The 14,498-nt window shown below is 64.9% G+C and carries 12 protein-coding genes; 1 reads left to right on the top strand and 11 read right to left on the bottom strand.

Annotated elements, in window-relative coordinates; translation table 11 throughout:
* Nucleotides 1-102 precede the first annotated feature (102 nt).
* The 11 genes from ACFFJ6_RS09525 to cyoA all read right to left on the bottom strand — a co-directional run bounded on the left by ACFFJ6_RS09525 (nt 103) and on the right by cyoA (nt 12,971).
* Entirely contained in the window at nt 103-1,344 is a 1,242-nt protein-coding gene (locus ACFFJ6_RS09525) for an acetamidase/formamidase family protein (protein ID WP_378386852.1), read from the bottom strand.
* 46 nt (nt 1,345-1,390) lie between these two features.
* The gene (locus ACFFJ6_RS09520) at nt 1,391-2,992 is read right to left on the bottom strand and encodes an amino acid ABC transporter permease/ATP-binding protein (protein ID WP_378386850.1); all 1,602 of its coding nucleotides are present in this window, start codon (nt 2,990-2,992) and stop codon (nt 1,391-1,393) included.
* Between the two features lie 124 nt (nt 2,993-3,116).
* Nucleotides 3,117-3,959 (bottom strand): ABC transporter substrate-binding protein, encoded by an 843-nt coding sequence (locus ACFFJ6_RS09515; RefSeq protein ID WP_378387061.1) that lies wholly within the window; start codon nt 3,957-3,959, stop codon nt 3,117-3,119.
* Nucleotides 3,960-4,361: 402 nt separating this feature from the next.
* On the bottom strand, nt 4,362-5,726 hold the full coding sequence (locus ACFFJ6_RS09510; protein ID WP_378386848.1) for a S41 family peptidase: 1,365 nt from the start codon (nt 5,724-5,726) through the stop codon (nt 4,362-4,364).
* Between the two features lie 299 nt (nt 5,727-6,025).
* Nucleotides 6,026-6,583, bottom strand: a complete 558-nt coding sequence (locus tag ACFFJ6_RS09505; protein WP_378386846.1) for a response regulator transcription factor — start codon at nt 6,581-6,583, stop codon at nt 6,026-6,028.
* A complete protein-coding gene (locus ACFFJ6_RS09500; protein WP_378386844.1) occupies nt 6,576-7,967 on the bottom strand; it encodes an ATP-binding protein in 1,392 nt (463 codons plus the stop codon). Before ACFFJ6_RS09500 ends, ACFFJ6_RS09505 begins: the two co-directional genes overlap by 8 nt.
* Nucleotides 7,939-8,733: an SURF1 family protein gene (locus tag ACFFJ6_RS09495; protein ID WP_378386842.1), complete on the bottom strand. Its 795-nt coding sequence runs from the start codon at nt 8,731-8,733 to the stop codon at nt 7,939-7,941. The genes ACFFJ6_RS09500 and ACFFJ6_RS09495 overlap by 29 nt, the downstream gene beginning before the upstream one ends.
* A 53-nt stretch (nt 8,734-8,786) precedes the next feature.
* The gene (gene cyoD, locus ACFFJ6_RS09490) at nt 8,787-9,176 is read right to left on the bottom strand and encodes a cytochrome o ubiquinol oxidase subunit IV (RefSeq protein ID WP_378386839.1); all 390 of its coding nucleotides are present in this window, start codon (nt 9,174-9,176) and stop codon (nt 8,787-8,789) included.
* A complete protein-coding gene (gene cyoC / locus ACFFJ6_RS09485; RefSeq protein ID WP_378386837.1) occupies nt 9,173-9,802 on the bottom strand; it encodes a cytochrome o ubiquinol oxidase subunit III in 630 nt (209 codons plus the stop codon). The genes cyoD and cyoC overlap by 4 nt, the downstream gene beginning before the upstream one ends.
* Nucleotides 9,802-11,808 carry a cytochrome o ubiquinol oxidase subunit I gene (cyoB, locus tag ACFFJ6_RS09480; protein ID WP_378386835.1) on the bottom strand — a complete coding sequence of 669 codons (2,007 nt, stop codon included), beginning with the start codon at nt 11,806-11,808 and terminating at the stop codon, nt 9,802-9,804. The genes cyoC and cyoB overlap by 1 nt, the downstream gene beginning before the upstream one ends.
* A gap of 8 nt (nt 11,809-11,816) precedes the next feature.
* Nucleotides 11,817-12,971, bottom strand: coding sequence for a ubiquinol oxidase subunit II (gene cyoA, locus ACFFJ6_RS09475; protein WP_378386833.1), 1,155 nt, complete (start codon nt 12,969-12,971; stop codon nt 11,817-11,819).
* A 186-nt stretch (nt 12,972-13,157) separates the two neighbouring features.
* Between cyoA and ACFFJ6_RS09470 the strand changes: the two genes are divergently transcribed.
* Nucleotides 13,158-14,480, top strand: coding sequence for an MFS transporter (locus tag ACFFJ6_RS09470; RefSeq protein ID WP_378386830.1), 1,323 nt, complete (start codon nt 13,158-13,160; stop codon nt 14,478-14,480).
* The last annotated feature ends 18 nt before the right edge of the window (nt 14,481-14,498 follow it).

Genomic DNA, 14,498 nt, shown 5'->3' with positions numbered 1-14,498 from the left:
GCTCGGCCTTCCTGGCCAAAACCAAGCAACCCCCGTGCCATCGTCAGGCACACGGAACAATGTCCGACCACGAGCCGGCTCATCGCGACGCCGCCGCCCCGCCTAGTCGCAGCGGAACACGTTCTTGCGGATGGTGCCGTGCACGCCCCAATTGGCGTCGACCACCTGGGTGACGCCGAAATCGGCGCCGACCGACATCAGCGAGATCGCCTCGTCCTCGCTGAGCTTGTGCACCGTCATCAGGAACCGGCGCATCTTGCGGAAAGCGTCGCGCATCGCGCGGTCGAGGCTGGAGTGGTTGGCGATCTCGAGCTGCGCATTGGCGCCGAGCTCGGCCAGATAGTTGGGATAGGTGAAGCCGTAGACCGACCAAGCATCCGGCGTCTCCAGCATCGGGTGGGTCAGGCCTTCCAGCGGCGTGCCGCCGAGATCGTTCTTCTTGTGCAGGATGAATTCGAAATCGCCGGTCAGCGAGGTTTCGATCGCCGTGCCGCCGAGCTCGCTGTCGCCCTGCGCGGCGTGCGGATCGCCGACCGAGAAGAACGCGCCCGGCACAGCCACCGGGTAGTACATCTTGGCGCCCTTGCCGACCCGCCAGTCGTCGATATTGCCGCCGGTGTAGCTCGGCGGGATCGACGAGACGAAGTCCTCCTCGGACGGCGCCAGCCCCATCGTGCCGAAATGCAGCCGCGCCGGCAGCTTGACGTTGCTGAGGATGTTCTCGCGCTTGATGATGGTGCGGTGATCGACCGGCACGCCCGGATAATCGATGGTCGGGTGCACGATGCCGTCGGGATCGGTCTGCGGCGTCCAGACGTAATTGTAGACCGCCTTGGCGAACGGCTCGCCCGAGGTGTCGAGCTCGAAGATAGTGATCACCTCGCGCGGCTTCGGCTCTTCGATCAGATCGTGATAGTGAAAGCCCCAATTCGCCGCGACGTTGGAGCCGAAGCATTTGCCGGCGTGACACGCCTTGCAGGCAGGCCGCGGCTTGATGTCGAGAATACGCACTTCCAGCACGTCACCCGGCTCGGCGCCTTCGATTGCGACCGGACCGGTGAGCAGATGCACGCCGACGCCCTCCCCGGAACCGCGGATGAACGGCCCCTCGGTCGGGCCTGCGCCGCGGCGCGCCACCGCCTTGTGCTCGCGGGTCCATTTGAACACGCTCTCGGCGCCGGGATCGCCCTCGATCATGCGCTCATAGTCGTCGCCCGCGTGATGCGTCAGCGTCTCGATGGTGGCGCGGTCGCCGGACTTCAGCGTCAGCGCGGGCGCCACCACCTTGCTGAAATAGCCCCAGTGGACGGTCTTCGGCGACACCGGGAGAAGATGATGCTTCATGCTGAGATCCTCGACAGGCAAGACGAAAAGAAAGCGGACATCGCGATCACTCGGCGTCCATGGCGCTGAGGAAGCGCTGCGCGACCGGATTCTTCGGATGGTTGAGCACCTGGTCGGCCGGGCCTTCTTCGATGATCGCTCCGCCGGCGAGCAGCACGACGCGGTCCGCGACCTCGCTGGCGAAGCGCAGCTGATGCGTCGAGATGATCATGGTCAGGCCGTCCTCGACCGCGAGGCGGCGGATGACTTCCAGCACTTCGTTGACAAGTTCGGGATCGAGCGCGGAGGTCGGCTCGTCGAGCAGCAGCACGCTCGGATTGGGCGCGATGGCGCGGGCGATGGCGACGCGCTGCTGCTGGCCGCCGGACAGATGCCGCGGCAGCGCATCGGCGCGATGCGACAGGCCGACGCGTTCGAGCAGTTGGAGCGCGCGGCGCTCGGCCTCGGCCGGTGCGACGCCGTGCACCCAGCGCAGCGGGCCGGCGATGTTCTCCTTGGCGGTGAGGTGGCCGAACAGGTTGAACTGCTGAAACACCATGCCGACGCCGACTTCGGCCCGGGCCTGCGCGGCCATCCGCGGCGACAGCGGCTTGCCGAGATGATTGAAGCCGAGCCGGCGGCCGCCGACCTCGATGGTGCCGTCGTTCCACAATTCGAGATTGTTGATACAGCGCAGCAACGTGCTCTTGCCGGAGCCGGACGGGCCGAGCAGCGCGATCACTTCGCCGTTGCGCACGGCGAGATCGACACCGTCGAGCACGATGTTCGCGTCGTAGTTCTTGCGCAGCGCCTTCACGGCGACGGCGACGTCGTTGCGGGCGAGCGCGGCCGCACGCGCGGCATGATCGATCGGCGCCGGCGGCAGGCGCGGCGGTGGCAGTTCGGCGACGCCGCCGTCCGGCAGGATGTCCGGCGCAGGCTCGTTGTCTTGCAGCGGGTCGTCGATGCCCTGGGCGCGGTACCATGGCAGGAACCGCATCAGCTTGACCTGCTTGGAGGTGCGGTCGAGATCGAACAGCCACTCCAGGAAGATCTGCAGGGCCGAGATCGCCGAGGTCAGCAGCAAATAGATCAGGCCGGAGGCGAAGAAGATCGAGAAGAAATCGAAGGTCGAGGACGCGAGTTGCGTCGAGCGCAGCGTCAGCTCCTGCACGGCGATCACCGAGGCCAGCGACGAGTTCTTCAGCGCGCTGACCGCTTCGTTACCGAACGCCGGGATCATGGTGCGGATCGCCTGCGGCGCGATGATCCGGCGCATCAGGATGCCCGGCGTCATGCCGAGCGCCTGGCCGGCGAGAATCTGGCCTTTCTCGACGCCGAGTACGCCGGCGCGCAGCATCTCGGCGATGAACGGGGCTTCGTTACAGGCGAGCGCGAGGCCGGCTGCAAGGATCGCGGGCAGCTTGATGCCGATATGCGGCAGAGCGTCGTAGGCGAACACCATCTGCAAAATCAGCGGCGTGCCGCGGAAGATGACGGTGTAGATCCGGGCGGCGGACGACAGCAGCTTGAAGCGGCTGAGCTGCATCCCCGCCAGGATCGTTCCGAGGATCAATCCGCCGCCGAGGCCGAGGGCCGTGACCTGCAAGGTCACCTCGATGCCCTGGATCATGTAGGGCATGCTCAGATAATGGAGAAACAGCTCCATGGCGGCGTATCCTTAGTGAGCCTGTAGGGTGGGCAAAGGCACGGAGCGCCGTGCCCACGACATCGGTCGCGGTGTGAAGTGGTGGGCACGGCGCGCGCGCCTTGCCCACCCTCCGTCGGGACGATTACTTGACGACCAGCAGGCCGGGCTCGATCAGGTTCTCAGGGTCGAGCTTCCACTTCTTCAGCAGCGCGAGCTGGTCGCCGGACTTGTAGATTTCGGTCAGCGCGTCTTTCACGGCGTCGCGGAATTTCGGCTTGTTCTTCGGCACCGCGATGCCGACCTGATAGGGGATCGTCACCGCGATCGCCTTTTCGAGCTTGTCCGGATAGGCCTTCACCGCATTGTCGACGGTGTTGACGTCGTTGATGTAGGTGTCGGCGCGGCCAGCAAGGATCGCCTGGATGCAGTTGGCGTTGTTGTCGTAGAGCTGGATGGTCGGCTCGGGCTTGCCGAGCTTCTTGCACTCGGGCGCCAGCGCCTGGATCAGCGGGACTTCGACATAGCCGGTGTTCTCAGCGGCGGCGGTCCCACACAGCGAGGTGTCGATGCCGGTGATCTTCTTCGGGTTGCCCTTGGCGACCAGCACGCCGTCGAACACCTTGGAATAGGTGATGAAGTCCGCCGCCTTGGCGCGCTCTTCGGTGGCGTAGATGTCGGAGATGACGATGTCGGCCTGGCCGCTCGACAACGTGGTCAGCAGCGCCGCGAAGGTCACGGCCTTGTAGGTCAGCTTGAAGCCGAGGCAGTCACCGATCGCTTCGCCGAGGTCGATGTCGTAGCCGATATATTTGGTCGGATCCTTGGGATCGATCGACTCGTAGCCCGGCGTATGCGGGTTGATGGCGTTGACGAGGGTCTTGCCCTTCCAGTCGGGATACTTCTCCTGGAGCGCCGCGCAGGCGGCGGGCGCAGCGGCGTGCGCCGGCTTCGGCGCCGCAAAGCCGACCAGCACCAGCGCGCCCATCAGCGCGGCGCTCGTCAGGCTCCGAAACTCGGGAATAGGCAACTTGACCATTCGATCGCTCCTTCGATGGTGTCATGGCGGAGGCCATGTTCCGAACCGTCTGGGAGCTAAGACCGTGCGCCGCGGAAAAACTTGTCTCCGGGCGCACAACCTCTTGTTCGAAGGCTGCTACCAAATAGGCAGCACTTGCGAGATTTTTGGGCGGGAGTTGATCACACGGTGACGACGAGCTGCCGCCCTGCCCTTCGCTGAGCAAAGCGGCGAGCCTCACACCTTCGTCATGCCCAGGCTCGTCCCGGGCATCCACGTCTTGCTGAATAAGCTACGCCCAAAGACGTGGATGGCCGGGACAAGCCCGGCCATGACGCAATTTTCGCTTAGGCAGATGAAATTGGCGAGAGCCTACTGCGCCTTCACGGCACCCTTGTCGTTGTCGGCGCGCTTGCCGAGATAAGCGATCGCGGCGTTGAGCTGGGCATCCTCGGGCTTGCCGATCAGGTCGGCCTTGATCGGCGGCGACGAGGCGGCCGGCTTATCGGTTCCGGCCGCAGCGCCGGAGGCTTTCGGCTTGGCAGTGCCGGGCTTGCCGGCGCCCCCGAGCTGCCCCGGATTGGCGATGGCGCCGCGTAGCGCGCCTTCGCGCAGCATCGCACCGCCGGCGATCTGCTGATCCTTCGGCGCTTCCTGCACGATATCCGGGGTAATGCCGTCGTCCTGGATCGAGCGGCCGGACGGCGTGTAGTACAGCGCCGTGGTCAGGCGCACCGCGCCGCGGCCCTTGATCGGAATCACGGTCTGCACCGAACCCTTGCCGAAGCTCTGCGTGCCCATCACGGTGCCACGCTTGCGATCCTGCAGCGCTCCGGCGACGATTTCGGACGCCGAAGCCGAGGCGCCGTTGATCAGCACCACCACCGGAACGCCGGGCAGCATGTCGCCCTTGGACGGCGCGCTGAACACGCGCTGATCATCGGGCTGGCGTCCGCGGATCGACACCACGGTGCCGCCGTCGAGCAGGTTGCCGGCGACATCGACAGCGGCGGTCAGCAAGCCGCCGGGATCCTGGCGCAGGTCGATGACCAGCCCCTTCAGCCCGTCCTTGGAGTCGCTCTTGAGCTTGGTCAGCGCATTCTTGAAACCGTCCGAGGTGTCGTTGCCGAACTGGCTGATACGCACATAGCCGATGCCGTCGGGCTTCAGCTCCGACTTCACCGACGCGACCTTGATGATCTCGCGGGTCAGGGTGACGTCGAACGGCGGCTCCTTGCCGCGCAGAATGGTAATCGTCACCTTGGAGCCGGGCGTGCCGCGCAACATGTCGACGACCTCTCGCAGGCTCATGCCCTGGGTCGAGGTGTCGCCGACCTTGATGATGTCGTCGCCGGGCTCGAGCTTGGCGCGGGCCGCCGGCGTGCCGTCGATCGGCGCGACGATCTTGGGCACACCGCCCTGTCCCGAGATCTGCATGCCGAGACCGCCGAACTGGCCCGCCATGTCGGTCTGCATGTCCTTGAATTCTTTTTCGTCCATGTAGTCCGAATGCGGATCGAGCCGGTTCAGCATGCCCTTCAGCGCATCCTTGGTCAGCTCGTCGGTGCCGACCGGGTGCACATAGGCTCGCTCGACCAGGCCGATCACGCCGCCGATCAGGTCGAGATCGGGCTGCACCGTTGGAGTTCGCTGCAGCGCCAGCGCCGACAGCATGGGAATGGTGATGATGCCGGCCGCAGCGGCGACACTGATAACAAACCTGCGGGATTTGAACATGAAAGGACACCGGAATGAGCTGGCGCGGCGTGCGCATTTAAGGGCCACCCGCGCCTGATCGCGGTGGGTGCTGTCTGGAGGACTCTGGTCCCACTGACCGAAACGGGTGGCCTATAAATACGCCGGCAAAGCGGCGACTCAAGGATCAATAGGCCGCCACGGCAAGTCAAGCTGCAACGAGTTCCGATTCCATCAGAACTGACCCGCTGTAAGCGGCAGCCGTGAACGACGAGTTACAAGCAGCAGCCGACTGACAGCTGGCGCTCGACAAAGTCCTGCTGATCGGCGTCGGGCAACGGTCAGCGGACCTGCCGCTTCTCCAGCTTGCGCGCCAATGTGCGGCGATGCATGCCGAGGCGCCGCGCCGCTTCGGAGATGTTGAACTCGCTGTCGATCAGCGTCTGGTGAATGCGTTCCCATTCCAGCGTCTTGATCGAGGTCGGCTGGCTGGCGAGCGCGATATCGGCATTGCCCTCCGCCTTGCGGAACGCGGCCTCGATGTCGTCGGTATTGGATGGCTTGGCGAGGTAGTGGCAGGCGCCGAGCTTGATCGCCTCGACGGCGGTCGCAATGCTGGCGAAGCCAGTGAGGACCACGATCAGCATTTCCGGATCCTGCGCGTGCAGCAGCTCGACGCAGGCGAGGCCGGAGGCGACGCCGAGCTTGAGATCGACCACCGCATAGCCGAACGAACGCTCTTCGAGGGCGTCGCGCACCTCTTCGATCATGGAGGCGTGCACCACAGTGTATCCGCGACGCTCGAACGAGCGCTTCAACGTCTTGGCGAAGCCGGCGTCGTCCTCGACGATCAGCAGCGAGCGGTCTTCGGTTTCGGCGTGGTGTTCGGTCTCAGTCAAAATTCTGTCCGATCGCGAGGGTCGAGAGCGGCAGCACGAGTTTGACCTTGGCGCCGCGGTTACGGAGATTTTCGGCGGTCATCGAACCGCCGAGCTTGCGTACCACATTCATCACCAGGAACAGGCCGAGGCCGCCGCCGGCCCGGCCCTTGCTCGACTGATACGGCTTGCCGAGCTGCGCCAGCATGTCCTTGGGAAAGCCCGGTCCGCGGTCGCTGATCGACAGCACGAGATTGTCGCCCTCGCGCTCGGCCAACAGCTCGATCCAATAGCGCGACACCTCGAAGGCGTTGTCGAGCACGTTGAAGATCGCCTGCTTCAGCGTGACGTCCGAGACGATCGGGAGATCCTCGCCGAACGCGTTGACGACGTGCAAGGTGGTGCGGCTGCGGGCGCTCCGCCATTCTTCCGCCAGAGCCTCGAGGAATTCCGCCACTGTCGTCGGCGACGATCCCTCACCGCGCGCTTCGCCGGCCGACACCAGAATGCCGGTGACGATCGACTGACAGCGCTTCAACGCCGTCTCCATCTCGGCCAGATCCTCGGCCAGTTCGCGGTTGTTGGTGAGCGCCGGCATCCGTCGCCAGTCGCTGAGAATCACCGACACCGAGGCCAGCGGCGTGCCGAGTTCATGCGCGGCGCCCGAGGCGAGCAGGCCCATGCGCACGATATGATCCTGCTCGGCCGCGTGCTGGCGCAGCGACGCGAGATGCGCGTCGCGTTCGCGCAGGTTGCGATGAATGCGGGTGACGAACACCACCAGCAGCACGGCATTCAGCGCGAAGCCGAGCAGCATGCCGCCGACCCGCAGATTGATCGGATCGCCCGCCCACTCCGGCAGCACCAGCGGGCGTGACGCCTCGGTCAGCCAGATGATCGCGGTGAAGACGACCGCCACCAGCGACCAGCTCGAGCGGCCGTCGAGCAGCACCGCGCCGAGTGTCACCTGCAACAGATACAGCGAGGTGAACGGGTTGGTGACGCCGCCGCTGAGATAGAGCTGGGCCGTCAGCGCCACGACGTCGAGGATCAGCGCCACCAGCAGGTCGTGATTGCTGATCGCGAAGCGATAGCGCATCCACGCCAGGCTGGCGATGTTGAGTGCGACCAGACCAAGGATGACGGCGCCCATCGGCACCACCGGCAGCGGCGCGCCGAGCCACAGATGCACCGCCGCAATCGTCACGATTTGCCCGACCACCGCTGTCCAGCGCAGCTGGATCAGCAGCGACATGTTCTTGCGGTCAGTTTCGTCGTCGGGGGTCGAGGTGCCGAGGGGGGCGATCGGCTCGTCGCCGGCTTGCACCACGGCCAGGGACGAATGGCTGCCTCGCGGCGCCCAGTCCGTCTTGTCGTCAGCGATGCTCGGCGATCGGTCCAGCATTGGATCCTGTCGGAACGGCGGATCGCGCCCCGGCGCCCGGTCGGCGCCTCACGCGTGCCCTGCGGAGATATTCGCCGCCAAAGGCCACAACAAGCCAGCCGGCCAGCATAAAGGCCAGGCAAAACCACGTGAGCGCATAGGTCAGGTGGTTGTTCGGGAACTGCACCACCGTCAGCCCGCCGATCGGCTGGCCGCGACGATTGAGCGAGGCATCGGCATCGATGAAGAAGGGTGCGACATTCCCGATATCGCGCGCAGCCGCGATGGCCTGCACGTCTCGCGAGTACCAACGGTCCTCGGCCGGATCGTTATGGCGGAGGAAACCGCCCTTCGGCTCGGTGATGCGCAGCAGGCCTGTGACCGTCACCTGCCCGTCCGGCTCGCCGTCCCGCCGCGACGCACGGTCGCGCTGATCGGGCAGGATGAAGCCGCGGTTGATCAGGACCGTATGGCCGTCCGCGGTGCGCAGCGGCGTCATTACCCAGAACCCGCCGCCGGCTTCGGTGACGGCCGTCGTCAGGGTTTCGCGGTCGTTCTGGAAATGCCCGGTGACGGTGAGGCGGCGATATTCATCGTTCGCCGCCGAGATCGTCGGCCAGGCCGCCACTTCCGGCAGCGGCGCGGGAGCGGCATGGATGCGCGCTTCGACTCGGTCGATCAGCGCCAGCTTCCAGGCCCGCCGTTCGACCTGCCAGACGCCGAGGGCAATCAGCAGGACGACGCCCAGCAACGACGGGATCGTGAGCCACAGCGACGGCCGGCGCATGGGGGTGCCCCCCAGAGTCCGCGCGTCGCCGGAGGCCACGATCCCCGGTTCGCTCACTTCGGCGGGACCATGTTGTGGACCGGCATCATGTTGGTGATGAGATGGTGCATCACCCACAGCGATCCGGCTAGCGCGATCACCACCATGACGATGGTGAAGATCAGCGCCATCATGGTCCAGCCCTGCTCGGACGAGGTGTTCATGTGCAGGAAGTAGATCATGTGCACGACGATCTGCACCGCCGCGAACGCCATGACGACGAGGCCGGTGACGGACTTGTCGGCGATCGCGCCGCTCATCACCAGCCAGAACGGGATCGCGGTCAGCACAACCGACAGGCCGAAGCCGATCAGATAGCTCTTCAGCGTGCCGTGGGCATGCGCGTCCGGATGGCCGTGGTGGTCCTCGCCATGGGCGTCGACGGGCGGATTGTTGATGCTCATCGCAGCACTCCCAGCAGGTACACGAAGGTGAAGACGCCGATCCAGACCACGTCGAGGAAGTGCCAGAACATGCTGAGGCACATCAGGCGACGGCGGTTGGCCTCGATCAGCCCCTTGCGGGCGACCTGGGTCATCAGCGTCACCAGCCAGATGATGCCGAAGGTGACGTGCAGACCGTGGGTGCCGACCAGCGTGAAGAACGAGGACAGGAAGGCGCTGCGCTGCGGCGTCGCGCCTTCATGGATCATGTGATGGAACTCGTAGAGTTCGATGCTGAGGAAGGCGAGGCCGAACAGCCCGGTAATCGCCAGCCACATCTGGGTGGCGCCGACCTGCCGCTTCTCCATCGTCAGCATGGCGAAGCCGTAGGTGATCGACGACAGCAGCAGCATCGCGGTGTTGACCGCGACGAGCTTCAGATCGAACAGATCCTTCGGCGCCGGCCCGGCCGCGTAGTTGGTGCCGAGCACGCCGTAGGTGGCGAACAGGATCGCGAAGATGAGACAGTCGCTCATCAAATAGAGCCAGAATCCGAGCAGGGTACTCGAACCTTCCGGATGGGCGTGTTCGTCGACGACGTAGAAGATCGGATCCGCGTCCTTCGGATTGGCGACCGCGACACTCATCACTTGGCTCCCGCAGCGAGCAGACGGGTCCGCTCTTCTTCGACGCGCACCACTTCCTCAGCCGGGATGTGGTAGTCGCGGTGATAGTTGAACGTATGACCGATCGCGACGGCGAGCAGCGCGATGAACGCCAGCGCGGCCAGCCACCAGATGTACCAGATCAGAGCGAAACCGGTCGCGGTGGCCAGACCGGCGAGAATGACGCCGGTGCCGGTGTTGCTCGGCATATGGATCGGCTTGAAGCCGGTCAGCGGTCGCTTGTAGCCGGCACGCTTCATCTCCCACCACGCGTCGGTGTTGTGCACCATCGGGGTGAAGGCGAAGTTGTAGTCCGGCGGAGGCGAGGACGTGGCCCATTCCAGGGTGCGGGCGTTCCACGGATCGCCGGTGACGTCGCGGAGCTGCTCACGGCGCAGAATGCTGACGGCGATCTGGATCAGGAACGCGCCGATGCCGACCGCGATCAGAGCCGCCCCGCAGGCCGCCAGGACGAACCAGATCTGCAGGCTTTGATCGTCGAACACACGCAGCCGGCGGGTGACGCCCATCAGGCCGAGCACGTAGAGCGGCATGAAGGCGAGGTAGAAGCCGACCACCCAGCTCCAGAACGAGACCTTGCCCCAGAACGGATCGAGCTTGAAGCCGAACGCCTTCGGGAACCAGTAGACGATGCCGGCGAACGCACCGAACACAACGCCGCCGATGATGACGTTGTGGAAGTGCGCGACCAGGAACAGGCTGTTGTGCAGCACGAAGTCGGCCGGCGGCACCGCGAGCAGCACGCCGGTCATGCCGCCGATCACGAAGGTCAGCATGAACGCGATGGTCCACATCATCGGCAGTTCGAACCGGATCCGGCCGCGATACATCGTGAACAGCCAGTTGAACATCTTCGCGCCCGTCGGGATCGAGATGATCATCGTGGTGATGCCGAAGAACGAGTTGACGCTGGCGCCCGACCCCATCGTGAAGAAGTGGTGCAGCCACACCAGATACGACAGGATGGTGATCACCACCGTGGCGTAGACCATCGAGGTGTAGCCGAACAGCCGCTTGCCCGAGAACGTCGACGTCACTTCCGAGAAGATGCCGAACGCCGGCAGGATCAGGATGTAGACCTCCGGGTGCCCCCAGATCCAGATCAGGTTCACGTACATCATCGGGTTGCCGCCGAAGTCGTTCGTGAAGAAGTTGGTGCCGACATAGCGGTCCAGCGACAGCAGCGCCAGCACCACGGTCAGCACCGGGAAGGAGGCGACGATCAGGATGTTGGTGCAGAGCGAGGTCCAGGTGAAGATCGGCATGCGCATCATCGTCATGCCGGGCGCCCGCATCTTGACGATGGTGCAGATCAGGTTGACGCCGGACAGCGTCGTGCCGACGCCCGCGACCTGCAGCGCCCATATGTAGTAATCGACCCCGACATCCGGACTGTAGCCGATATTCGACAGCGGCGGATAGGCCAGCCAGCCGGTGCGGGCGAACTCGCCGACGAACAGCGAGATCATCACCAGCACGGCGCCGCCGACGGTCATCCAGAAGCTGAAATTGTTGAGGAACGGGAACGACACGTCGCGCGCGCCGATCTGCAGCGGCACGACGTAGTTCATCAGACCGGTGACCAGCGGCATCGCTACGAAGAAGATCATGATCACGCCGTGGGCGGTGAACACCTGGTCGTAGTGATGCGCGTTGAGGTAGCCCTCCGAGCCGCCGAACGCCATCGCCTGCTGCAGACGCATCATGATGGCGTCGGCGAAGCCGCGCAGCAGCATGATCAGGCCGAGGATCATGTACATGATGCCGATGCGCTTGTGGTCGACGGTGGTGAACCACTCACGCCACAGATAGCCCCACAGCTTGAAGTAGGTGAGGCCGGCGACCAGCGCGGCGCCGCCGCACGCGACGCCGACGAAGGTCATCACGACAATCGGCTCGTGAAGCGGAAGCGAATCCAGCGACAGCCGGCCGAAGATCGCTTTAACGATATCAAAATTGGAGAACATGCGATCCCTCAGGATTGGGACTTCGACGTCGAGCCGAACAGGAACGAAGTGGAGGAGCCGAGTGGCGCCAGCGTCGGACGCTTCAGCCCGGCGCCGAGCAACGGCGTGGATTCACGGACCTGCGCGGTCGTGCGACCCTGCGGCTCCTCGGGCGTGCAGATGCCGGCCACGAAGGACGGCTGCGGCCCGAGCGCGGTGCCGCGGCGAGCGTATTTGTCGTAGGCCAGCGGCAGGGTGTTGTTCAGCCCGGCCATGCCGGAGCCGCCCTTGGCGTCGATCGCCATCATCTCGCTCATGCACATCTTGCCGGTGTCGACGCACATGTTGAGGATGGCGCGGAACAGGTCGCTGTCGACCGAGCCGAACGCGCGAGGCTTCTCGTTGCTGCTCGGGCGCTCGAGCTGCAGATATTCGGGGCGACCGAGTTTGTCGGGGCTCGCCTTCGCGCGGGCGATCCACTGATCGAAGCCGGCGTCGTCGAGGCCGTGGAAGGCGAAGTGCATGCCGGAGAAGCCGGCGCCGCTGTAGTTGGCCGACAGGCCGCGATAGTTGCCGGCGTGGTTGATCACCGCGTGCAGCTTGGTCTCCATGCCGGGCATCGCGTAGATCATGCCGGCGAGCGCCGGGACGTAGAACGAATTCATCACCGACGACGACGTGATGCGGAAGTTGATCGGGCGATCGACCGGAGCGGCCATCTCATTGAGCGAGGCGACGCCGTATTCCGGATAGATGAACAGCCACTTCCAATCGAGCGCGACGACATTGACCTCGAGCGGCGCCTTGTCCCGGTCGACAGGGCGGTTGGCGGCGATCCGGTCCAGCGAGCGGTAGGGATCGAGCAGATGGGTGCCCATCCAGGTGATGGCGCCCAGGCAGATGATGATCAGAAGCGGAGCCGACCAGATCACCAGCTCGAGGCCGGTCGAGTGATCCCACTCCGGATCGTATTTGGCCGCGTCGTTGGAATGCCGGTAGCGCCAGGCAAACCAGATCGTCAGCGCCATCACCGGCAGCACGATCAGCAGCATCAGGACGGTCGACACAATGATCAGGTCGCGCTGCTGCGCCGCCACGTCACCGGCCGGCGCCATCACCACAAAGTTGCAGCCGCTCAAAAGTACGGCCAAGGGTAGCAGCAACAGAAACTTTAGTCGTGACACGCGTTCCGCCCTTTGAGAATGAGAATATCTCGCAAGGACACGAGCTAGCTGCGGCGCAACAATCCGGACATTGGACAATTTGTCCAATGTTGCGGTGCGGGATCACCGCTCAAACAGAAATGCGATCGCTTCTAAAAGTGAGAAGCGCTCGCAACATTTTCCTTCGACATTTCAACGGCAGAGGCGATGACGGACACCACCACAGCGGGAACCACGACGGAGGGACTTGGCTCGGATCCGGCGCACAAGCATGCCAACCCGAACGACATCGCCATCGGGGTCATCATCGGCCGTACCGCCGAATTCTTCGACTTCTTCGTCTATGCGATCGCCTCGGTGATCGTGTTCCCCCGTCTGGTGTTCCCGTTCACCAGCGAGTTGAACGGCACCCTCTATTCCTTCGCGATCTTCGCCATCGCCTTTATCGCCCGGCCGTTCGGCTCGGTGATCTTCATGGCGATCGACCGCACCTACGGCAAAAGCGCCAAGCTGATCATCGCGATGTTGCTGCTCGGCACTGCGACGGTCGCGATCGCGTTCTTGCCCGGCTATTACGAGATCGGCGCGACCGCGATCTGGCTGCTGGCGCTGGCCCGCGCCGCGCAGGGCCTGGCCTGGGGCGGCGCCTGGGACGGCCTCGCCTCGCTGCTGGCGCTGAACGCGCCGAAAGAGCAGCGCGGCTGGTACGCGATGATCCCGCAGCTGGGCGCGCCGCTCGGCCTGATCGTCGCCAGCGCGCTGTTTGCCTATTTCACCGGACACCTGTCGGCCGAGGACTTCTTCGGCTGGGGCTGGCGCTACCCGTTCTTCGTCGCCTTCGCCATCAACGTCGTGGCGCTGTTCGCCCGGCTTCGTATGGTGGTGACGCCGGAATACGCCGCGCTGTTCGAAAGCCGCGAATTGCAGCCCGGCCGCGTCAGCGAGACCGTCCGCAACGAAGGCCGCAACATCGTGATCGGCGCCTTCGCGCCGCTGGCGAGCTTCGCGCTGTTCCACATGGTGACGGTGTTCCCGCTGTCCTGGGTGTTCCTGTTCACACGTGAAAGCCCGGTCCGCTTCCTGGTCATCGAGACCATCGGCGCCGCGATCTGCGTGCTCGCGATCATCGCGTCGGGCTATCTGTCCGACCGGATCGGCCGCAAGCCGCTGCTGATCGGCTCGGCCGTCGCGATCGCGGTGTTCAGCGGCTTCGCGCCGCAGCTGCTCGACGCCGGCCCGGTCGGCGAGTCGGTCTACATGATGCTCGGCTTCGTGCTGCTCGGCCTGTCGTTCGGCCAGTCCTCGGGCGCGATCGCCTCCAGCTTCCGGATGGCCTATCGCTACACCGCCTCGGCGCTGACCGCCGACTTGGCCTGGCTGTTCGGAGCCGGCTTCGCGCCGCTCGCCGCGCTGCTGCTCGCCACCCATTATGGCCTGCTGTCGTCCGGCGCCTATCTGCTGTCCGGCGCCGTGGTCACCGTGCTGGCGCTGTGGATCAGCGGGCTGCGCGAATCGGAAGAGTATCGGTAAGCGCCCCGCGCCGTTCGA

The organism is Rhodopseudomonas telluris, from assembly GCF_042432815.1.
Taxonomy (GTDB): Bacteria; Pseudomonadota; Alphaproteobacteria; order Rhizobiales; family Xanthobacteraceae; genus Rhodopseudomonas; species Rhodopseudomonas telluris.
The sequence above is the reverse complement of the archived record's forward strand: the minus strand, read 5'-3'. Positions and strand labels throughout refer to the sequence as shown.